The sequence below is a fragment of the Brucella pseudogrignonensis genome (assembly GCF_031454375.1).
Taxonomy (GTDB): Bacteria; Pseudomonadota; Alphaproteobacteria; order Rhizobiales; family Rhizobiaceae; genus Brucella; species Brucella pseudogrignonensis_A.
Genome location: NZ_JAVDQT010000001.1, coordinates 989,707 through 1,010,739, shown reverse-complemented (window position 1 = coordinate 1,010,739; position 21,033 = coordinate 989,707). Strand labels below are relative to the sequence as shown.

Here is a 21,033-nt window from a genome sequence, read left to right as displayed (position 1 = left end):
GGGGCGTACCGGTAGCATTGGCCGCGAGAGCAATTACTCGCCGCCAGTCTGCTCCTCGCCACGCCCCCGAGCTTCCCCCGTCGAAAGAGCCTTACTTGCGATCTCTTGAAGGTCTTCAACATCGAGTAATCCGGCATTGTCACCAAGACCCGCCAAACAGGCAGCGATCGCGATCATTGCCGAGAAAACGTTACTGCCCGGCGGAGTGATTTTGGCCCCGATTGCGTCAAGCTCTGGCTCGGTCCCTGTGACTTTTGCCGCCGCTTCGGCAAATGCGATCTGTTTTGCCACTTCGGCATTTGACGAATAGAACGTCATCAGGTCAGCGACCTGATCGCCAATAGCAACCATGTCTCCGCCGGTTGGGCGGCGAATAGATACCGATGAGATAGTCGAGCCGTTGACGTCAATCGGATATTTCAGTGTATGGGTTTTCTTGTTCATGGCCTTACCTTAGAAAAAAAGCCCGCCGAAATGGCGGGCATATAGGTCTTCAGTGAAGCGGCTTAAGTGCCGTTGCTGATGCGAAGAATATTATTGAAGTCAGGATCGGGATCGACGCCACCGATGCGGAGGGTATTCGTGAAGAAATCCCAATAAAGTTCTTCCGAACCATTGAAGAAAAGCTCGTAATGCAAAACTTCATTGATGCCGTATTCGTGGCCCATTGCTTCGCCGCGAGTAAAAGCGTCAGGAGAAACTCTCCCGAGACGGCCTTCAATTATTGCCTTAGCTTCAAGAGCTTTTCCAGTTTTCTTGTCACGGATCACGCCGTAGGCCGTGAAATTCTTTCGCTCTTTAGAACCGAGGCCGAAATTCCGCATGAGCGGAACGTCCCAACCTTTGAGCTTGAAAGTCGGCTCTAGCTTTTCAACGACGTTCATACCAAATTCAACGCCAGCTTTTGCGCCGCCCGGAGTATGATCGACCTGCGTTTCCTGCAAGTCCGGAAGCTTCAATTCTTCCAACGTCAGGAATTTGGAATTTTTCGGGTCGTGGTCGCCGACGAAAAGGTTTGCGGCTTCCATCAGGTAGATATTTGACATGGCGATTTTTCCCTGAAAATCGAAAGAGGAAGGAGGCGGCCGAAGCCGCCCCGCGAACCGGGTTAAGCGTCAAAGCTTGTCAGAAGGTCATTCAACAAGTCATCGAGAGCCGGGCGATAGCGCGCTGACTGGATGCCGATATAACGCAAGACCGGAGGTTCCTCCGCCTTGAAGGAAACGGTAAACCGGCCGAGACGTAGTTGCTCCGGACTGTTGACAGAGCGAGCGAAGTTGACGCGGAAGCCGAGAAGGTCGTTGGCCGCCTGAATGTCGCGCAGTCCGCCTGTCATCGTCGCGAGAATATCCTCGATAGTCCCCCGGTCGATATTGCGACGGCCAAGGAAATAACGGAGCGTTTTGATAAACATCAAATGGATATAATCGCGGCCACGCACCTGATTATAGAAGGTCCATAGCGGGTCTTCGGAACAAGTATCGGTTCCTACGAATACGAACCCACCGTCTGCGAGTGCGCCGTCTGTGCTTTCGCCTCGGACGATAATTCCGATATTCTTCGAAAGAAGCTGCTGGCCCTCGGTTGCGCCGTCAAGGATCGAGAACTCAATCGGGCGAGACGGCCCGACAATCCCGTAAACCGGCTGGTTAGCCCATGAATGGAACGGCCGACCTTGGAACTCATGATCTCGGCGAACCGCGATCCCGATAATTGCGGGAGACGCGGGGGTTACCACCACGGCCCCGTCATCATCGAGAACTTTGACGGCAACTCCTACCGGGATGATGCGCTTTGACTGAATTGTCGCGCGCCATGCGTTTTCCTCGGTTTCATTCGTTGCCGGTCCGTCAACAACAGCGACCGCGAGTAGACGATCGAGGAGGGTCGGTAGTCCCGCAATTACTCCGTTCGCAGTCGCGCCCTCGGAAACTTGCGAAGTAAATCCGGGTACGCAAATCAGGCGAGGTGTAATACCAAGTAGAGCGCCAGCGTTTAGTAGGGTATACATGCCGGTACGCTCGTTAACACTTCCAACGAGGTTAGCGATTGTCTCCGCATTATTAGCGCCAGCTTCAACGCGAACGCCGACGATTGTTGCCGACGACTGAAATTCGCCAAGCTGCTGATTAATGAGATTTACGGCCGTGTAGCCGGTCCCGGTTTCACCCATCTTCGCGAGGGTTTCCGTATCGCTCGAATAGAAGCGAACCGGAGTATTAAGCGGGAAGACATTCACATCGGCTGCCGGAGCCGTAAATACGAGGCCCACGATAGACATGTCGGTAACGATCGCCGGACGAGGCTCGTTATCGATAGGAATAATCGAGAGGCCGAAAGTTGGATCACTCATTGTAAAACTCCTCTGAGAAAATTCCGAAAACAGAAAAAAAGCCCGGCTAAAAAGCCGGGCTTGAGAAAATGTTGACGGTGAGAACTAGGTTTCGATTATCCGAGCATTTTAAACGGTTCGCCCGTTATGCTCCAATTCGTAAAGCCGCATTTCAGCCGCGACTTCCGCAAGCGCTGCGTCACTTAGGTACCTATTCCACATGCGAACTTGGGAAATAGCCGACGGACCCGATTGAGAAGTATATCCTGATCCGATACGGATACGAGGGTCCGTACCCCGCACGGCTACCGCACCAGTATCTGACTCAACATTTGTGGTTTTTACACCGTGAGTGATCGCATCCATCACGACCGTTCTTGTTGCAGTATTGAAGCGCATAGCGAAAAGATGCCATGTTGTGTAATTAATTGTGTTGCCCATGTTAGCGGTAAGCATAACCGTTGAGCCATCAGTTCTTCTTATTGCTCGAGCTACGGAGAAATTGCCGGTAGAAGCACTAAACCCAGCAGCAATACCTGAATATTGGCCGGACACTGCTGCATAACTTCCAACCATCAGCGGTTGGAATGCGCCACCACCCGCTAGAATTTCGTCTCTAGTGTGAAGAGCGCGCCCTACACACATTACAGTTAAATCACCGGCTGGCTCTTGCACTTCAGTTTGAAGGAAATTACTTCGAGCTTTAAACTCAGTGCCGGTAAGACCAATTGTTGGCGTGCCAACAACTTCCCATGTTTCGTCTGCGCCAGAAAGTGAGAAGTTATTTGTAGCCTTTCCTTCTGAAGTGTCAAAAACACCTAGCAGAATGAGCCCAGGTTGTTGAGACGATAGCATCTTCTTTGAATAAGCAGACGCATCGGCATCAGATCGCAGCACCATTGCCATGCGACTTCTCCTTAAAAACCGTTGATTTGATTGTGCTGAAACATCAAGGAGTAGTTATGAAGCTTAAACTCCTCCCCTGTGACCGGGTGATAAACGCGGTCATATTCACCAGCGTTATCCCGTAGATTGCCACGAGCGCCAGTAATCGGGCCAGAGTGCGCCGGGTCGCCGGGCTTTCCTCGACCATAGGTCAAGGTAAGGTTAACCGGAAGCCCTGCACGCAAAGAGATTGTGACTTCATCACTTCCCGTGATCGCGACACCTGTAATTGCGTTTGAGATATACTCATCAGCCGGGCCGCGAATGCCAAATCCTTGATTGTCAGCTTGACTAACCCACGAGCTATCAAAGCTTATTGCGCCTTGCGGAACGTGGTATTTTATTTTCACGCTATTGCCTGACCATTCCACACGCTCAGGCTCGAGCGGCCGGTATTTCCCAGATCGACGCACCATTGTTTGGAACTTGGCTCGAGCGGTGTATTCACCCATCAGCCAAGAGCCGGTGTTGGTAAGGTGCAAGTTATCAGCAGCGACAGGAAAAATATAACAAGGAGCGACCATGCAGAAGAATGGAAGGCTGCGAGACATACGCCACTGTGCAAGCGCGATCTGCATATGATCCCGGTTATACCGTCTGTGGGCCGCTACTTGATAAGAAAAAACATAAGGGTCGAATTTTTGTCCCGTAGTTTTTTTGATATGGGAAACAAGCGGATACCAAAGAGCCGTTAAAAAACGAGCTTGGTAGTGGTTCGGCTGTGTATCCAGTGATGAAGCAGAATAATCATTCTCACCCTGATACCAAAGAACAGACCATATAGAAAAAGTTTTTCCCTGACTTACGGCCAGTGCATTTGCATCAGTGATAAGTTTGATTTTTCTACTGAACCAGCTATCCGGGTCGTCTTGAGAAAGCTGGTAAACTGTTCTCCCACCCGCACCTGTCGCCGCACCAAAGAAAACATAGTCACTTGCCTGTGCGCCATCTGCAATTGCACGACGTACGACACCGTTTAAACAACCGGAAAGAGGGGTTTCTCCCTCACTCGAAAGAGTTTCTTCGACGAGAGGGATAAACGAGGTAGCGTTGTAACGGCTATCGGCACCAAACCGAGCCTTATTACCACCAACCAATGTGATGTTTAAATAAGGCTGAACAGTGCTGATTGTCGGAAGAGCCTGCGCGCCTCGGCTAAGGGATTGGCCATCATCTATGCATCCCTTAATGTCCGTGTTGGTTTGAAACCCAAGAACAGACGACGGAGAAAAAACATTCTCTGCTGATGGTGATGGTGAACTCTGGTCTTTGTCTTTTTCAGTAAAAAGATAATTACCGTATATACCTGAATACAGGGTAAAAAACCCGTACTTGTCGACAACACCAATTCCATTGCCATCCATCTCCAGAACAGAAGTCCCTTTGATGGAAAGCTTAGAACCTTTCACCACGATAGGAGTGTTTGCGCCTTCCTTGCCAGCAGTAAAATCTATTGCCTGAACACGATCTCCAAAGAAGTAAACACCTTTCGGACCAGCGTGCAGAATTACATTTCCTTTTTTATCGAGGATTGTAAAAATCCGACCTTCTGCGGAGCCACGCTCAATAGGAACGCCTAAAACTTCAACAATGTCTTTCGATGTTTTGATTTCAGACAAAGCGCCAGAGTGCTTTATATCAAGCCCTCGGAATTTTAAGGTTCCATCCAAGAGAATGCTCCCTAGCAAACCTTTAAACTTATCGACAAAGGTAAAGGCGTCCTGAGAGATGACCATTTTGACGAGCGTGTTGCGAACGAGGTCGTCAATATCGGTCATCTGGCGAATTGTAGCGTTGCTTTTCTTAACGAGGACGCCGCCTTGATTGACGTAGAAACCGTTGTTCGCACCATCGACAATAACATTAACGCCGGTATCAATGGGTATACTGGCTATAGCAGCGTCAGCTTGAGCCTTGGTGTCAAAATATTTGCCCCCACCACCACCGCCGCCACCGCCAGACGTGGCGATAGCGTTCGCAACAAAGTCCCTCGTAGCAACATTGCTCATAAGAGAAGAAAGGGTTTCACCCGACCTTTTGGTGTGCTTGCCCGTGCTTCCTTCGAAGACAACAATCTCGCCGTCTATGGATGCTGCGGCACCGGACACGAGGGTATTCAAAATATTTTGAAGCCCCTCAACATCATCAATATTATGAAGGTGCCGACCAAGCACAGCCAGCGCGGATCGAAAAACAAAACCCGCTTCGCTCTTCGTCAGGATATAGTTGTCGATTGCACTGGCAGCGCCCGAAATATCCGTAAGCTCTGTCAGCTTGAAGGTTCTATTGGCTGGCATTTTTTGTGCCAGCGCTTCCACAAGACCAGAAACGGCAGACATTTCGAACGTTGCAGTTTTATCCATCTTTTCCAGCAACGCTTGCGCGAGCGTAAAAAGAATGAAGTCGATCAGATCGAAGGCTCCTCGAAGGACGGAAACGTCCTCCGAGATGTTGTTAGCCGGAACCGGCTTCCCAATTTCGTAATGCTGTGTTTTTTCTACGGCCATCAGAAGACACCTGTCCCAAAATCACCGGCGACCAGACGAGATGCAGGTCCGCCAGTCGCTTTGATTTTCAATCGAATATTTTGACCGGAAAGGCCCGTTGCCTGAAACTTGCGTTCCGACCAGAGCGGGAACGAAAGCTGTTCAGTTTCAGAAAGAGGCAGGTCAGTGAAATCGCCACCGTCAATCGAGTATTCCATCTCGACGGTTGCGCCCGCAGGCAGGTAAGCCTTGAGATAGGATGCTAAGCGAACGCCTGTACCGAGCGCCATGGCACGCGATACATAAGTAGCCTCCGTAGCGATCTCGCCTGAAATGATTTCTACCGGCGCAAAAAGGATCGGCGATAACTTCGCTGTTCCCGTAAGCACCGCACGCACGCGTACGGTTTCGGTAAGGTATTCGTTCAATTCAAGCAGCTGATAGGGCAATAGCCGGTATATCGTGCCATTGCTACGCTCAATCTCAAACACCACAGAGCATGCAGTTGACGGCAGTTCAACGGTTGCCCTGATTTGAAGATCAGAACAACGAACCAAAGCAAGGGTGCCGAGGTCAACGACTTTCGTGTTCGCGGTAAACCTTGCCGCGACGATACGGAAGGCAAGCGCTTCATCCTGATGAGCAGTCCATGTCGAAGCGTTCACACTGTCAAACCGTGGGCCAATCACATAAGGATGTGACGAAATCCATTTCTGGTTAATTGCGTCAAAGTCGCCAAGCTTTGCAATCGAGACAGAATGCTCATTGTCATCAGTCTTGATCACAAACGCTGAATGCCGATCAGGGAGCGTCGTGACTGGAAGAGGGAAACGAGCCGCTTTCCAGCCCGCATTCGCCCCGATCATGCTAACGATCCTTTGTGCCTGTACCGACGTAGTTGGATAACCGTTGTCCGTTTCCACCTGTTCTACGAGCAGATGCTTATTGCGATCTCCAATATGACAAACATGGAAATCCACCCCGAGCACTTGCCGCACCTCCGAAGGTACAAATAGCTGCGCTTGTGGATCAGCACCGCCACCGCGTCCACCGCCATCACCGCCACGGCTTCCCCCTGTGCTGCCGCCTGATACAATGCTGGATCGAATAGCTTCCAAACTCCAGCTTTGCACCGTCGTAACTCGGCGCATAACATCAGTCTGTATCGTACCTTGTCCGGTAAACATGGCACTGGCATTTGATCCGCCTTGCCCCTCAACGGTGACGGTTTTTGTTCCTGCCGTTACGTTGGCTGGAATGACAAAAGAACCCGTCACCTTTCCATTCGCATCGGCTCGCACTTCACCGACTGGCATTACCGAAACATCATCGAAGCTCATCGCTTTTAGAATTTCGCCAGCCCCGAAGCCCTCGATCTCAAAGCTAACCGGTATTTGACGAAGAAATTCAGCCTGTTCGTTTCGTTGATCAACAAGTTGAGTATTCTGCGTCGTGACATTGAGTGGACCAGATCGCGTCGTTCCCATATTCAGATTGATCGTTTGGGCAGACAGCCATTCGGTTTGCTGCACAGTCCAGAAATCAACCGCAGGGTTGAGCGACAAGCTTCCCGGTAGAACCGTGAAGTTTGCGTAAGGGTTGATCTTGACGCAGCCGGTCCGAAGCTCTTGCGCTGAAATAACTTCTTCCGAATAATTCAGCATTACAGGAGCGGCGAGATTGACGGTGTGAACGGTTGGCGTGATTGCCAACTGAAACATACCGTTTCCAATTGCTGCATTCTGTTCGATACCCGCATCGCGGTATGTGTCATCGGCAAAACCGTCGACAAACATTCCTTTTTTCGCGACAGGCTCACGAGCATCAATTCCGCTCTTGATCCGCTCTAACTGAATGAGCCGATCATGATCGACGATCCTGTTAAAGAAGCGCCACATTTCCGAATATGGCAGTGAGCGCACCGCGTCATTAACGACCACAGGACGATCAACCCAATTGTTTGTAACCGTCGCCAAAGCCAAAACATCGGACGGGACAATCGGCGCGACTGGATTAGAACGAGCAGAAACCCCTTTGATGTAAGCTGGCGAGCCATCTTCAAAGAGGCCGATGCGATCAATCCGAGGCAAACGCGTGGTGTAGGAAACGATTATATCGCCACCTGTCGCGCCACCGGACACCGTGATTTCGTCAGTTGTGTGCGCATCTTCGACTACGGATGCACGATAGCGATACGTTACCTGATAACTTGAACCGGCTGTAGGCTCGTCGCCACCAAGAACACCCCAATCGACCGTGTTTCCGTTTCGGAAGTAGTCGGTATTTTTTACGAAACCCGGTATCTCAATGATGTCAATCACCGAAGTATCCGGCAATCCGTCTTGACCTTTGGAAATTGAACCACGGGTAATTGTGACTGTTTTTTCTTTGGTCAAAAGAATCGAATTAATAACGCCAATAGGTGATTGGTCGACCTTAAGGGTAAAGGAAGCGCCGCCCGGATAAATATGCGTTTCACCGGGGATAGCGCCTTCGTCCCACTCTTCTTTCTCTGCCAAACGCAATGCTGCGAGACGAGTGCGTTTGAAACCCGAAATATTGGCTTCGCCCTGTTCAATCGAAAAATGCTGCTCGCCTGCATTGGCACCAAGACCAGTAACGCGGCAGCCTGCAACGACATAATGACCGTTCGGACGATCATAAATAGCAAGCTGCTGCATGACCGGTTCAAGCATCGAAGGTCCGGTCTGATCCAAGATCGTACCGTCTTGCAACGTGTAAACAGCAAAGAAAGCACCGGGCTTACCATCCGAGGCCAACGCCCAAGATATGGTTTCGACACGTCGCGCAGCACCCGGTTCGCCTTCTGCCAATGAACCGGGGATGAGGCCGACGAGCGTCGGATCATCCTCATGTGTCAGCCAGCCTTTATTGAGGCGGACACCGATTTCCAGCCGTCCGGTCATCGGCACGTCGTTTAGAACTGCGTCACCCACCGGATAAACATCGCCCGAAACATAGATGCTGCCTTCGGTCAATGTCACAGACTTGGCATCACGATCTACAATAGCGCTGGCTCGCTCAATACGATCACCATCCTTAGCGACAAGGCGCGAAACCCTGTCATGAACGCCGCGCATGGTGGTCTGCATTTCGTTGAGTTCTGCGCCTTGCACGAATGGTCTTTCGCCGTGAAAGACGACACCTTTAACGTCGGGCTTTCCCGCAGCGCGATCATAGGCGTACGGCAATCCGCTTTCGTGTTCAAAAGCCATTAGAACCTCACAAGGTATTTGATTTGTTCGCGAACGGTTTTTCGCATTTGGAACGATACGGGTTCGTTCGCGACCTCAACGCCACCAACCAGTTGGCCGCGATTGAGCCACAAAGCCCCGGCTTTAACGCCTTGTGCGTGCAGGCCGCCCACAACAATAGACACTTCGGAAACCTCATCTCTCGATGGAGTAACAAAGTCGGTCATAGCCTCGACATAAAGTTGTTGCCCCCCGACCAAAGGCCCAAAGGTTTTGCTGCCGAAACGATATGCACCGGATGCGATCGCTTCTACGGTATGGACGGCACGACACCTGCGATATCCGATAACGTCACCTTCAAGATTACGAAGGCAGATATGAACTAACTTTCCGACAAACCAAGCTGCCATCAAAGCGCGGCGTTGTTCGTCAGGCTGTGCGGACCATGGAAACACAGCCGCTTGCCATGGATAAATCAAATCCAACCATCGAACTGTGTTTTCAATTTCCGGATCAATCCAGTTGCCAAGAGAAAGACCTTCTGCCCGACTAAGCGTGTGATCGATCTCATGCGTCCGACCAAATGACCAGATCGCACCAGTTCCAGTCACGTCTACGCCGCTTTCCCGCTCCAGCATGCTGTCATCAAGACGGCTGCAATCAGCGATCAGAGCGCCCGCATCATAAAGGTGTACGCCCCGGCGAAACCGGGAGCGCAATGGTGTTGAAATCTCTGCGATCTTTTCGATGTGGGGCAGGTCTGGAAAGTCTTGAGCAGGAAGAGACGGAAATCGTAGTTGAAACGTGTTCCACTTGCGCCGCCCAAACCACTCTTCCTCAATAGCGGCTTCGTATCCTATCCAGCTTAGAGCCTTATGAACTGCGGTTGGCGTACCAACCAGCCGACGCCAATCGACACCCTCGAAAATCACCTCACGACGAACGGTGAAGAACTCCTCGATCTCTTCCAAACCATATTCAAGAATGAGATACGGGATGATCGAACTGTTCGGGTTGAACTTAAAACCACGTAATGCGACGATGCCGGGCGATAGTTCCGGCGTCCTGTCCAAAGCTTCTGAGAAAGCTGTTTCCAGCGCCGTCGCATTGCTGGGGAGCAATGCTTGCCGGTTTGACATCAGTAGTCATATCCCTTGAAGTTGAGCTTAATATCACCCAAAGCGATAGCAACGCCGGGGTCCGCGATGACGGCTTGCACTGGCAGCAAACAATTGACTTTTTTGACACCTGCAACATGAAGCCGGGCTTCAATCCAAGACGGCTCAAGGTCAAAACCGACGCTTGCCTCTAAGGCCCAAGCCCCACGAAGCACGTCCGGCAGTATTTCGACGATCGCTGTAGAGGAATTCGGCAAAAGCCAAATATCAGCCTCGACGTTGGTTGATGCATTTACCGCAGCCTCGACAATGATCGTGTCGTTCACCAAGCGCACCCGTTCACTCATGACGCTGGCGGTCACAGCATCTAACATTGCTTTATCGGGGATGCCGCCATTCTCTTTTGAGAGAATAGCAATGTGAATAACAGGATAGAGAGCTTCGCGATAAACAACCGCAGCCTTGATGCGAACGTCAGCACGAAGCGCCGCGGCCTGATACCAATAGGATGAGCCACCCGTCGAACGTCCTTTGATTTCTACGAGAAGCCGAGCGCGGAAGTCTTCATCCCCTTCTGTGTCAAGCCGCTCAACACCGTAAAACGTGGCTAAATGATCGAGATCGGCACCCAATGCGAACGCGAGCAAATTTGCCTTTGCTGCATCGTTAATACGCGCGCGAACAAGCATTTCTCTGTAGTCGGCGACTTGCAAAAGCTTGTTCGCGAGAGCGCTTTCGAGAGCAAGGGTAGGCTCTATAGCAGGGAACAAACGAATTAATTCGGTCTGCATTTCAGACAAAATCTGTTCGAATGAAATAGGCTCGATCACATTTGGGGAAGGGTAGTTTTCAAGATTAATTGTCATATCAAAACTAGCCCCCGGCCAACCGCGCCACTTATGATTAAATGCTTCGGACTGCCCGACGTGAAATTGCCAATCAAAGCTAAAGGTCGGTAGTCGCCCTCAATTCGCACTTGAAACTCGCCGCTTCGGTCAACCGAAAGCGGCGTAATTTTGGCAATCTTGTACCTCGGCTCCCATTGATCAATTGCAGAGGTGACAGCGGCAAAAAAAGTGACGATCGTTTCGGTCGTCAGGTTTTCGCCCATCAGCTTTGGCACAATGGAGCCGTACCATTCGCGCATTACGCGCTCGCCGAAAAATGTCGTCAGAAAGTCACCGATACATTGTTCAACGTGCGCCCATCCGACGATTACTTCGCCGGTCACTCGGTCGAGGTCGATGCCAAGGGCTGCGTTCCGTTCCATTGCGTAGCCTCCGGGGCTTTATCGGCCTTGCGCCGGGTTTTCTTTTGCTCCGGCTCCTCTTTCGGTGCCGCGTCAAAGGGAGCAAGCTCAATCGTTCCCAAGGATAGCTCATAGGCGGCCGCGCGATCCGAAAGCTCAAGCTTTCGTTCCGGCAGTGCGGGGACGTAGAAGCCAGCGACCCACAAACCGGCCTTGTCCGTAAGGAGATAAATTCTTTTCATAGTGTCCTCTTTCTAAGGGATGCGAAAACCGCTTTGGCCCGTCGTCGCATGTCCGCAAGTTGCAAGATGCCCCTCACGGCAAACAGGAATGCCGCCGACGCGGAACGTCGGGGAGCCTTCGGCCATTGTCGGGCTATCGTGAGGCACAAGGCCGTGACCGGCCACGCTATCACCCTTAACCGCGACCGGATGCCCGTTGACGCGAAACCAAGGGACTTGCAAGCCAAGCTGCACTCCCCCGGCCGTATCAACTCCGACAAGTGCTATTCCCGGCATGATTTACCCCTGCGTAAAATCAAAATCCGGGGCGACGAAAGTAATCCCGGCCTCGGATAAAGTGATACTCGTTCCCCCGACCGAGGCCATAAGGCCGGTCGCGGTTATCGTAATCTTGACGGGGCCGTACGTTAGGACGTTCTCGTCGCCCTTTTCGCTCGGAGACGCGTTTTTGTCGCTCCAAGTCATTGGAACCGCCAAGCCCTGCCGGAAGTCGCCCGACCCGCTCAAAACCGTCATTTGCTGCCCGACCGAAGGCGGGGCATGAACCTTCAAAGCTCCGGCCGTTTGCGCGTATGGGATAGGAGGTGAGAGAAAAGGCTTATCATCAGTGCCGCCGAGATTTATCCGCACCGTACCGGCTTTCGGATCGACCTCGGCAACAGTGCCTTGCTTGATCATCCCATCTTGACGGCGCTCGATCTCCGCAGTCCGGCGCAGGAGGTCAGCGAGGAATTGGTCAAGTCTCATTTTCCGGGCCTCCCGCTTCGTCGGCCGTCGCTTGATCTAAGACGAACCCGTCGGTTAGCTCGACCGAAGCGAGCGGGACAATTTCCTCAATCCCGATCGGAGTAGTGCCGATGATTTCGGCCGCGTCGTTCGCAACGCCAAGCTGCCCGCGAGCGATTTCCCACGGCAGATATTCGCCCTTGGTAATCTCCGCCTCGATCAACTTTCCGAGGTTCGCAAGCTCCGGATCAGCCTTGAACATTGCGATTACTCGACCCCATCCGCTTCCCGGATCGATAGGCTCGCCCGGCGTCGGTTCGTGAATATGGTCGAGAGAATAAATATACTGTCGCGCTGCGTAGCGGACGCCGTTCTCGTCGTCGGCTCCGCGTCGGCTTGAAACTGTGTGGACATTGGTAACGATTACTCGCCAAAGGTCGCCCCATTCTCCGCCGTCGGCCGAGAGCGCCTTCGCGATCTGCCAGCCGAGCAAACCGACGGTCGCCTCAAGTCCGGCATCCGTCGCCGGGATCGTCAAGACTTCCGTCGTCTGGTCTTTCGCGACCTCTACCGAGATATTTTGTGTAACCGCGACCTCGATAACAAGCTCAAGCTTGTGGTCGCCCGCGCGCAAGTCTTTACCCGTAATGTCGACATTGTCGTCATCCGTTGTGACGATGATAACCGGCCTTGCCTCGCTTTTTGCCACGAGATTTACCGGGTTAATCTTGCTGTCGAAAACCCGATCCTCGGCGAACGTCCGGCCTTTGAGAGCGTGAATTGTGGCGATACGAACGGCGAGGGCTGTAAGGCTCATAGGTTTCCATCCAGAACAATAGGGACGACAACATCGCCACGGTCGGAGCTTTCCGGCGCGCGAGATACTTTGTAAGGCGGCTCGCTAGGCCGCTGAATAAGGTCAACCCGATCACCTTCCCGAAGCTCGTAACCGATAGCCGCATACACTTCCGGGCGAAGCCATAAGGCTGCGCCCCTTTGTGTAAATCGCGTCGTGGTGTTGATCTTCGTTCCCTGCCGCGATCCGTCGAGATTGTCCGTCGTTGGCGTAAGCGAAACGACGACATAAACATCGACTTGCGGACGGTCAGGATCGGGGAGGGGTTCGGTATAGTCGCTAGATTTTTGCGGCTTTATCCGAACAACCTCGCCAAATTCGCGTTGCACCGCCCGGAAGGCGGTGCGCGCTGCAATGCTGTTGAGGCGCATAAAGACTAGGCTCGGCGAGCCTTTAGCAGCGAGGCAGGCCGCGTGCAGTACTGCAAAGCATTCATCTGGCTATCAAGATGCACGCCTTTTTTGTTCTGCATAAGGTATTGCTGCATATACAGCCGCTCGCCCATGGTGTTGACAGTGTCGACATAGTCAGCCGGAGCGCGAGCGGTTTTAAACAATCCGGGAACACCGACAGGGAAAAGGGATGATTTATCCTTGTTGATCGCAGTCGGAGAATTTTTCGCACCGCGATAATTTTCCCAAATGATGCCGCCGAACTCAAAAATTCGGGAGTTTTTCGCACGGGGGCCGACATACGCTTCACGAAGAATTTTCGCTTCATCCCAACCCTTATAAGTTTCTCGAACCTCGGCGTTCTTCAAAACAGCATCAAAGAAGTCATCGCCACAAAAAGCGTGAATGCCATCAAATGGCACCCCGTCGAGAATGTCTTCGACTTTGCGTGTTACTTTCGTGCAGGCTTCTCGGAAAGCGCCGTCGACAGCGCCGCCAAGATCAAAATTGATTTCCGGAGCCTGCGTTACACCAAATTCATTGAACAGGTTGAGCGACGAGCCGTCCGAATAGGTGATTATGCCTTGAACGGCACCAAGTCGGGCCACTTCTTCGGTCACAGTGTGGCTTGTCACATGAGTAACCTGTCGCTGCGCAACTTTAGCCATTACCGTTTCAAGCGCTTGCACTTTGCCAAACTGGCGAATGTTCTGGACTTCTTCCGCCATAATAGCGTCATTGATTTCGAAGTGCGGGACGATAAGGGAGCGCAAGTCGCGCTTTTCTTTATCAAGTGTAACGCCCGGGCCGCCGCGAGGTGTAGGCGGCACGATTATCAAGATATCGCCCTTCTTTTCGATAGCGATCGATGTGGTGTCGACGCTGACTTCTTCGAAAAGCCCCATAGCGCTAATTCGGCCGGGCTTGAACTTGAGATCATTGATCGCGTCAGTCAAGCTCGTGGTCGAGAAGGCCGCGTCGTTAAAAATGTCCAACATTTAAGTTGTCTCCAGATTGTCAGGATTACTTCGTAGCGACGGCAGAACGTCAGCGAACGATGATGCCTTTTTGTGCGAGAGAAGAGATCGCAGCGGCCTTTGTGGCGGCGGTGATGTTTTCCGGCCACGAAAGGCAATGGCCGTTAACTTCGGATGCGCGAGAAATTACAGAGATGCCGACAGTTTCATCCACGTCTGTTGCTGCGGAATACAAGGCGATTACTGCCGGGATTTCGCTGCCGTCGTCGCCTTCTGGATCGAAAGCCACAGCTTGAAAATCGCCTGGCGTTTCTGCGCCGATCAAAAGTTCGAAGCTATCACCAACTGCGAACGCATTAGAGCCTGCGGCAATCGTAAACTTGACTTCCTTATTGAAAGCCGTACCGGCGGTCGCGTTACCAATACCGACGCCATTAGGGTCTTCAACCGAGAAAACCGTCTCCGACGTTGCGACAATACGATACGCCCCGTTCTTGACCTTCGAGTTTGTTGCAGGAGTGGCCACTGTAAGGGTGCCGTTGCCTGCATTACCGGCAGTTGCAACGACGGCCGCTGTTATGCTGGCAGAAACGGCGAGTAAAGCGAGGAGCGTACCAGCTTCGAAAAGCTGCCCCGGCGCAACGGTCACGTTGTCGCGTGAAAAGTTGCCATTTGCTTCGGTCAAAACAAATTCGGCCGCGTGGCGGCCTTCGTTGAACACTTTCATTGTTCAATTCTCCGTTGATTTATGGAGGCGAGGGACTAAGTCGGCCCGCCTGAATTAAAATCCAGAACGAGCGTTGACCTTTTCGATGGTCTTGCTCCACATGCTTTTAGCTTTCTCGGCTCCCGTCTGCGGGCGATCGCCTTGCGGGTCGAATAGAACGAGGCCGCCGGGAGCGTCCTGCGAGCGCTGTCCTTGCGGCTGGCTTTCATCGTCCGGATCGTTTTCCGGCTCTGACTTCGAGGCCACAAGTCCGGTCAGCACGCCTTTTGCGGTTTCGGCTGAAAGATCGGTCGTAAAGGCAAGGTGCATCGCGGATGCTTCGCGCCCCTTGGCTTCCGGCATGGTTAAAATAGCCTGAATGCGGGCGCGTTCAGCGGTCGCTCCCGCCTTTTCTCCGATTGTCTGGCCTTCTGTTCGGGCCGTTGCTACGGCGGCATCATGGTCCGCGCGAGCGATCATTGTTTCATTCATAGCATTGCTCCTGAAGTGGGAGGTTGAGGAGGGGGATCGCCCGTCCATTTCTTTGATGACCGCCTCGAAACTGCCGATACGATCAGCCATTCCGGCCGCTACTGCGGCCGATCCTATAAGCACGTCGCCGCCGCCAAATTCGGCGATCACGTCGTCGGGCTTTACGCCTCGGCCGTCTGCGACCGTGGCGATGAATACTTCGGCGAGAGCGTCAATCGTTCGCTGAATACGTGCTCGCCCTTCATCGGTTGAAAGGTCCGTTCGCTTCCCCGGTGATTGCGAAGAAATGAACTCGATACGACCGGCCTCGGCGTCTTTTTTGCTGGTGTCCTGCAACGCTGCGCGGACGCCGATTGAACCGAGTATGGCTGTATCGGCGATCACGATTTCCGATGACTGAGACGCAAGCCAGTATCCTGCTGACGCTGCCGAACCGCCGACATACGCGACAATCGGCTTAATCGCCTTTCCAGCACGAACGGCTTTCGCTAACTCGTCAACATTTGTGACCGAGCCGCCGGGAGTGTCGTAAGACATTACAATCGCCCGGATCGACGGATCATCAAGCGATGCTTGAAGGTCACGCCGCAAAACGTCGTAGGACGTTGCTCCGGATATGGCTGTAAAAAGATTTGCGCGGCTGACCAGTGGTCCACGAACGTCAAGAACGGCCACCCCTCCGCGACGAGTGAGACGTTCAGCGGTCGGGACATGCTCGGCGCGATAAGCTTCAAGAGCCTCTATCGACACGTCGTTTTCGCGTGCGGCAACGGAGAGGACGAGTTCAAGCCCTTCGGCTGTGATCGCCCATGGCTCCGCAAGCGCCGCCCGGAGGGCGCGCGTTGCTGGCATGGTGATGTTCCTTTTGATTTAACGGCGACGCGTGCCGCCGACGATTGCGAACCGGCGGTTTATCGGCGGAAGGCCGTTAAGCTTGCGGCACTCGTCTTCTGCGTCTTGCATTTCTCGCCGAAGGATTGAGAGGTTGCCTTGAAGAACAGAAGTTTGCACTTCCTGTTCATTTTCCCCATGACGGAAGCGGACGCGCTGCGCCGTTCCGCCCGCTAGACGATCGTAATAAGCATCTTTCAATGCTTTGGCCCGGGCGCAAGGGTTGTCCCAATCTATGCTTTCTGGAAGCCCGATAACGTCCGTCATTACTTTTCATCCTGAGTTATAAGAGCGTCGCCGACCGGGTCTGGTGTCATTGTGTCGCCGTCAGGGAGACCAAGTTGCGCACGTTTCGCAGCCTCTCTTGCCCTTTGATCGTAGACGTCCTCCCAATCTACCCCGAGGTCGTTGCAAATCATTTCGTCGGAGGCGACGCCAATTCGCTTGTAAATCTCCTGAGCTTTAGCTGATTTAAGGTCGTCAGCTTGTGGTTTAGGAGGGCCTCTCCAGTCGGCCGAACAGGCTTCCGCACGCTGCGCCCTAAACGCTCGTGATCCGCCGGGAAAAGGGATTGTCCCACGCTCGATTTCTTCTTCAAGCCATGCCTCATATACATGCTGCAAAAAGCGACCGCAGATATTGGCTCGGCGCGAAAGAGTGATGGGCCATTTTTCTGCTGTAGACATACGAACTGACGAATACGTTGCTCCGGTGTAATCTCCTGTGAGAGTTTCCACAGTCATGCCGAGGCAGGCCGCTATTTCTCGCAGAAGAAACTTGGTGAAAGCCTCGTACGTGTCGTTAGGATGCTCCGAGCGGTTCATCGTAAGTTTTTCACCCGGGAACAGATGGGCGATACGCCCGCCGACCCCGAGGTCAATTTTTGTCTGGTTGTACCAAGCTTGCTTAAAACCAAATAAGCTCTCGGCAGGACTTCCAGCGGCTCCGTCCTGCTCTGTCGGGTCTTGCAAAGCCTGCAAAAGTGCTTCGGTGGGCGCTTCACTTTCAACCGTGGCCGCAAATATTGACTGGATAAGCGCTGCGGTTAGGGTCGCATCTGCAAGCTGATCATACTGACGAAGAACGCGGAGGATCGGAGCGAACGGCGTTATGCCGCGAATTTGTCCCGGTGCGCCTTGGTAGATATGAAAAACCTGCGGTCGCCCCATTCCATCACGCGCGGCAATATCGACAGTGTGCCGGAATACCCCGTCGCGCATGAAGCGGTATGAGAGCGGAAAACCGAAGTCGTCCGTTTTCACCCCCTGATAGAGCTTAGACAACGGTTCTGTGTCCTGCACCAGTCGGTGCGGGAGAACCAATTGAACCTTTGTTCTGGACTGCGAAAGGCTTCGGCGAATGGACGGGAGCAAACCCGTCGTTTCGCCATAAGCGTACCACGTCTTAAGCTCCATCGCCGTAAGCTCGCCCATCGTGTGCTTGCCTGCGGCGTCGCATTCGACCGGGTTATCGCTCCACAATATCCAGCGGCGTTCGACATGGCTTGTCCATTCGTTCGCCTGTTTCTCGTCCCACCCGAGGGCAATACGATCCGGTCGAGGCGAAAGTCTAAGCCCTGTTCCTATTGTGCTTGCGACAGCCTGTTCAATTGCTCCGGCAATCCAGCCGGAATTATGAAGGGCATCAATCGCACGAGCTGCGGCCTCTAAGTAGGATTTCGCAACGTCGTCCCGCGCGTCACGAAGTGCGGGACGCCAAGCAAACAGTGCCGCAGCGCCACCACTGCCCGGGGAACGAAAATATTCCGCCGAATGCTGGGGTGACGTCTGCGGAACAGCGCCTATTATTGTCCCGTCCGTTCCGACGCGAATACGCGGTTTTGTTTGTGCGTTCATCATCACAGCCCGTTAAATCGAGCCGCAATTGAAGCGATGCGGTCGAACTTCGACCCTTTCGTTTCCTGCGGCTTTCCGTTTGCATCGGGAACCGCGATTTGCGGCCCATCTGTTTCGTCCCTGCGTCGAGCATTTGGGCCTAGTCTGTGCGCGTTGAGTTGATAAGCAGCGGCGGAAGCCAATGCTTCACAGTCGAGAAAGTGATTTTCACGAGACCGGGGAACCCATACTGGCGTACCAGACGGCGAAGTCGTCCGGGCCTCGCTCACGATTTGCTGACAGTAAGCATCATCGGTTTTGCTATGCAGATGCCAAGCGCCGAGCGCTGGACGTCCGTCTCCAGTAAAGTGTGGATAGCGCAATCGTTCGTGAACCCAACTTTTCCAATGATCGGTGTCGAGCAAATGCAGCGTTAAACCGTACTTCGCAGCTTTACCGTCGGTCTTAACCTCGATTTTCGACTGAATGATCGGCTTCGACTGCGTTCTCCGTCCCTTGGTTGGAAAAACAAAGCGCGGAAAACGGCGAGCGAATTCATAGACCCGATTTTCCGGGACAGAGAATTTCTTTCCCGGACGAAAACCACTGTCCACGAATGCCAGCCTTATCGGCAGGCCGTCGATAGGATCGGTTAAGAGGTCGGCAAGATCGTTCCACACTTCCGGTTGGGAAGTTTCACCCCATAAATCGCCGCTATCAACGAGCCAAGAAGTTGCGCGCGGTCCCCATGCTCGAATTACGAAAGGCAACCGATTTTTCTGCACGTCCACACCGGCCGTCAAGAAAACGGCTTGCTCCGGCAAAGTCCGGGGCAGGTAAGGTGCTTTTAGTTTTGCAACTTCTTCCCATTCCGGAACATCGCCGCCGCCGGGTGTATAAACCTCACCGAACCCGGCATTAATTGCGGTTTGGACCTTATCAGTTTCCCCCGACGCAAGAGCTTTCAAGTACGCTTCCGCCCGTTCGCCAAAAGAGACGAACGGGGAGGCTAGGCCCGAAACCCAAAACGAGAGCGTCGTTGTATCGGGCGGATCACCGACAACGTTTCCATTCTCGTCGATCGTCTGACCCGGCGCAACGAACACGCCATGCGCGTTCATTTCCTCTTTGTCGCTATTTTCGATAACGCATCCGTTTCGCGGGCATTCGAGAATAGCGTCGCGCCGCGCTTGCGCGGGCGTGGCAGTCTTGGGCCACGATAAGCACTTAAACCTCGGGACAAACCATTCTTGGCAATGCGGACAACGCCAAGACCAATGGTGCCGAGTGCCTTCTTGCCAAAGCCTCCAAATCGGTGACGCCACGTCTTCGGAAGGAGCAACGCCCCAAAACTCAAGGCCACTGTCCGGGTCCATTTCGGTTTCAACCATTCCTTTAGACGGCGTAGACGTTATCCCGGTCATGAAGTCCGCATATGTGATGCCGCGAGCTTCTACGAGGCCGAGTGGATCGCCTTGTCCTTTGATGTTTGAAAGCATTTCGTCGTATTCATCGACGAGGGCGAGGCCCGCCGGATCAGATTTGAGCGCGGTTGACGAGCCAGCGTGTGCAAGGCGGACGGTTACGCCCGCCACTCGTTTAAGCGTTTTCTTCATCCGCTTTCCACGAGCGAGCTTTTTCTTGAGCTTTGGTGCCTCGTCAAACAGGCCCATCAAGCGAGGTTCAAACTGGTCAGTTAGAAATTCGCGTGATGGGCCGACATAAAGGATCGGAACGGGACGCGTGTCGCATCGTGATCCGATTACATCGAGAAAGCTTTCTGTTTTGCCGGACTGCGCGCCGATTACAAGAACGTTCCGTTTGTATCGATGATCATCAAACCCGCGTTCAAAATCGATAATGTATGGCGTAAGCATGGGATCGCGCGGACCCGGCTTGCCGGTCGTAGGTGGATAGACGCGGTTTTCTGCGCCCCAACGATCAGGTGTCGTCCTCTCCGTCGGTTCCCAAAGGATCGCCGCCAGACTGTAAAGCCTCGCTTGCCTCTTGGAACTTGCTTTGTGATCGAGCAAACGCGCCATTTAGACCCTTCTCAATCTCCTCGCGAAGCTTCACATCACGCGTGACTGACGCAGGAAGTCCGGCAAGTTCTGCGCGGAGTGTTGCTAAGATGCTGGAAATCACGGCCTCGACGTCGTCCATGTCGACGAGACGGCCTTCCTCTTTGGCGATGCGGAGTTCTACTTCTCGCTGTCGCGCGGCTTTCAGGCCGTTATCAGCGGCCGATTTTGTTGATCGCCGCTCCTCGTCTTTGAGTGAGCGGATATATCCTTGAACAACAGCGACCAGTGGGTATTTGCCTTTGACGGCTGTAGGAACGTAGCCATTCGCCGATAGTTGACGAAGCCATTGCGCTGTAACTCCCAACAATGAGGAAGCCCCACTCGTCGAAAGCAATTCTTCGCCCGTGAGGCCGAGAACTGCGGGCGTTAGGGCTTTTGGAGTGGCCTTTTTTGCCATTTGGGATTGTCCTCAAAATGCAAAGCAAACTGCGATTTTCAAAATCTGAAAAACGCTCGAATTTGGGGCTGCGGCGGCATCGCATGGCTT

General features: G+C 53.1%; 21 protein-coding genes. All 21 read right to left on the bottom strand.

Annotated elements, in window-relative coordinates:
* Nucleotides 1–33 precede the first annotated feature (33 nt).
* The 21 genes from J2782_RS05095 to J2782_RS04995 all read right to left on the bottom strand — a co-directional run bounded on the left by J2782_RS05095 (nucleotide 34) and on the right by J2782_RS04995 (nucleotide 20,943).
* Nucleotides 34–444, bottom strand: coding sequence for a phage tail assembly protein (locus tag J2782_RS05095; protein WP_310010515.1), 411 nt, complete (start codon nucleotides 442–444; stop codon nucleotides 34–36).
* A 62-nt stretch (nucleotides 445–506) separates the two neighbouring features.
* Complete coding sequence (locus J2782_RS05090; protein WP_310010514.1) at nucleotides 507–1,046, bottom strand: phage major tail tube protein; 540 nt, start codon at nucleotides 1,044–1,046, stop codon at nucleotides 507–509.
* A 62-nt stretch (nucleotides 1,047–1,108) separates the two neighbouring features.
* Nucleotides 1,109–2,353 (bottom strand): phage tail sheath protein, encoded by a 1,245-nt coding sequence (locus J2782_RS05085; protein ID WP_310010513.1) that lies wholly within the window; start codon nucleotides 2,351–2,353, stop codon nucleotides 1,109–1,111.
* A gap of 108 nt (nucleotides 2,354–2,461) precedes the next feature.
* The gene (locus J2782_RS05080) at nucleotides 2,462–3,238 is read right to left on the bottom strand and encodes a hypothetical protein (protein WP_310010512.1); all 777 of its coding nucleotides are present in this window, start codon (nucleotides 3,236–3,238) and stop codon (nucleotides 2,462–2,464) included.
* A gap of 11 nt (nucleotides 3,239–3,249) precedes the next feature.
* The gene (locus J2782_RS05075) at nucleotides 3,250–5,784 is read right to left on the bottom strand and encodes a hypothetical protein (RefSeq protein ID WP_310010510.1); all 2,535 of its coding nucleotides are present in this window, start codon (nucleotides 5,782–5,784) and stop codon (nucleotides 3,250–3,252) included.
* On the bottom strand, nucleotides 5,784–8,999 hold the full coding sequence (locus tag J2782_RS05070; RefSeq protein WP_310010509.1) for a DUF4815 domain-containing protein: 3,216 nt from the start codon (nucleotides 8,997–8,999) through the stop codon (nucleotides 5,784–5,786). The genes J2782_RS05075 and J2782_RS05070 overlap by 1 nt, the downstream gene beginning before the upstream one ends.
* Complete coding sequence (locus J2782_RS05065; protein WP_310010507.1) at nucleotides 8,999–10,117, bottom strand: phage tail protein; 1,119 nt, start codon at nucleotides 10,115–10,117, stop codon at nucleotides 8,999–9,001. The genes J2782_RS05070 and J2782_RS05065 overlap by 1 nt, the downstream gene beginning before the upstream one ends.
* Nucleotides 10,117–10,962 carry a baseplate assembly protein gene (locus J2782_RS05060; RefSeq protein ID WP_310010506.1) on the bottom strand — a complete coding sequence of 282 codons (846 nt, stop codon included), beginning with the start codon at nucleotides 10,960–10,962 and terminating at the stop codon, nucleotides 10,117–10,119. The genes J2782_RS05065 and J2782_RS05060 overlap by 1 nt, the downstream gene beginning before the upstream one ends.
* Nucleotides 10,959–11,366, bottom strand: a complete 408-nt coding sequence (locus J2782_RS05055) for a GPW/gp25 family protein (RefSeq protein ID WP_310010505.1) — start codon at nucleotides 11,364–11,366, stop codon at nucleotides 10,959–10,961. Before J2782_RS05055 ends, J2782_RS05060 begins: the two co-directional genes overlap by 4 nt.
* The gene (locus J2782_RS05050; protein ID WP_310010503.1) at nucleotides 11,324–11,587 is read right to left on the bottom strand and encodes a hypothetical protein; all 264 of its coding nucleotides are present in this window, start codon (nucleotides 11,585–11,587) and stop codon (nucleotides 11,324–11,326) included. The genes J2782_RS05055 and J2782_RS05050 overlap by 43 nt, the downstream gene beginning before the upstream one ends.
* 12 nt (nucleotides 11,588–11,599) lie before the next feature.
* A complete protein-coding gene (locus J2782_RS05045) occupies nucleotides 11,600–11,863 on the bottom strand; it encodes a PAAR domain-containing protein (protein ID WP_310010501.1) in 264 nt (87 codons plus the stop codon).
* A gap of 3 nt (nucleotides 11,864–11,866) precedes the next feature.
* Nucleotides 11,867–12,334 carry a phage baseplate assembly protein V gene (locus J2782_RS05040; RefSeq protein WP_310010500.1) on the bottom strand — a complete coding sequence of 156 codons (468 nt, stop codon included), beginning with the start codon at nucleotides 12,332–12,334 and terminating at the stop codon, nucleotides 11,867–11,869.
* Entirely contained in the window at nucleotides 12,324–13,130 is an 807-nt protein-coding gene (locus tag J2782_RS05035) for a hypothetical protein (RefSeq protein WP_310010499.1), read from the bottom strand. The genes J2782_RS05040 and J2782_RS05035 overlap by 11 nt, the downstream gene beginning before the upstream one ends.
* On the bottom strand, nucleotides 13,127–13,540 hold the full coding sequence (locus J2782_RS05030; protein WP_310010498.1) for a hypothetical protein: 414 nt from the start codon (nucleotides 13,538–13,540) through the stop codon (nucleotides 13,127–13,129). Before J2782_RS05030 ends, J2782_RS05035 begins: the two co-directional genes overlap by 4 nt.
* A 5-nt stretch (nucleotides 13,541–13,545) precedes the next feature.
* Nucleotides 13,546–14,559 carry a major capsid protein gene (locus tag J2782_RS05025; protein ID WP_310010497.1) on the bottom strand — a complete coding sequence of 338 codons (1,014 nt, stop codon included), beginning with the start codon at nucleotides 14,557–14,559 and terminating at the stop codon, nucleotides 13,546–13,548.
* A 49-nt stretch (nucleotides 14,560–14,608) separates the two neighbouring features.
* On the bottom strand, nucleotides 14,609–15,265 hold the full coding sequence (locus J2782_RS05020; RefSeq protein WP_310010496.1) for a head decoration protein: 657 nt from the start codon (nucleotides 15,263–15,265) through the stop codon (nucleotides 14,609–14,611).
* Between the two features lie 54 nt (nucleotides 15,266–15,319).
* Nucleotides 15,320–16,588 carry a S49 family peptidase gene (locus J2782_RS05015; protein WP_310010495.1) on the bottom strand — a complete coding sequence of 423 codons (1,269 nt, stop codon included), beginning with the start codon at nucleotides 16,586–16,588 and terminating at the stop codon, nucleotides 15,320–15,322.
* An 18-nt stretch (nucleotides 16,589–16,606) separates the two neighbouring features.
* The gene (locus tag J2782_RS05010) at nucleotides 16,607–16,894 is read right to left on the bottom strand and encodes a hypothetical protein (protein WP_310010494.1); all 288 of its coding nucleotides are present in this window, start codon (nucleotides 16,892–16,894) and stop codon (nucleotides 16,607–16,609) included.
* Nucleotides 16,894–18,483 (bottom strand): phage portal protein, encoded by a 1,590-nt coding sequence (locus J2782_RS05005; RefSeq protein WP_310010493.1) that lies wholly within the window; start codon nucleotides 18,481–18,483, stop codon nucleotides 16,894–16,896. Before J2782_RS05005 ends, J2782_RS05010 begins: the two co-directional genes overlap by 1 nt.
* Before the next feature lie 2 nt (nucleotides 18,484–18,485).
* Complete coding sequence (locus J2782_RS05000; RefSeq protein WP_310010492.1) at nucleotides 18,486–20,504, bottom strand: terminase gpA endonuclease subunit; 2,019 nt, start codon at nucleotides 20,502–20,504, stop codon at nucleotides 18,486–18,488.
* Nucleotides 20,404–20,943, bottom strand: a complete 540-nt coding sequence (locus tag J2782_RS04995) for a hypothetical protein (protein WP_310010491.1) — start codon at nucleotides 20,941–20,943, stop codon at nucleotides 20,404–20,406. Before J2782_RS04995 ends, J2782_RS05000 begins: the two co-directional genes overlap by 101 nt.
* Nucleotides 20,944–21,033: the final 90 nt, after the last annotated feature.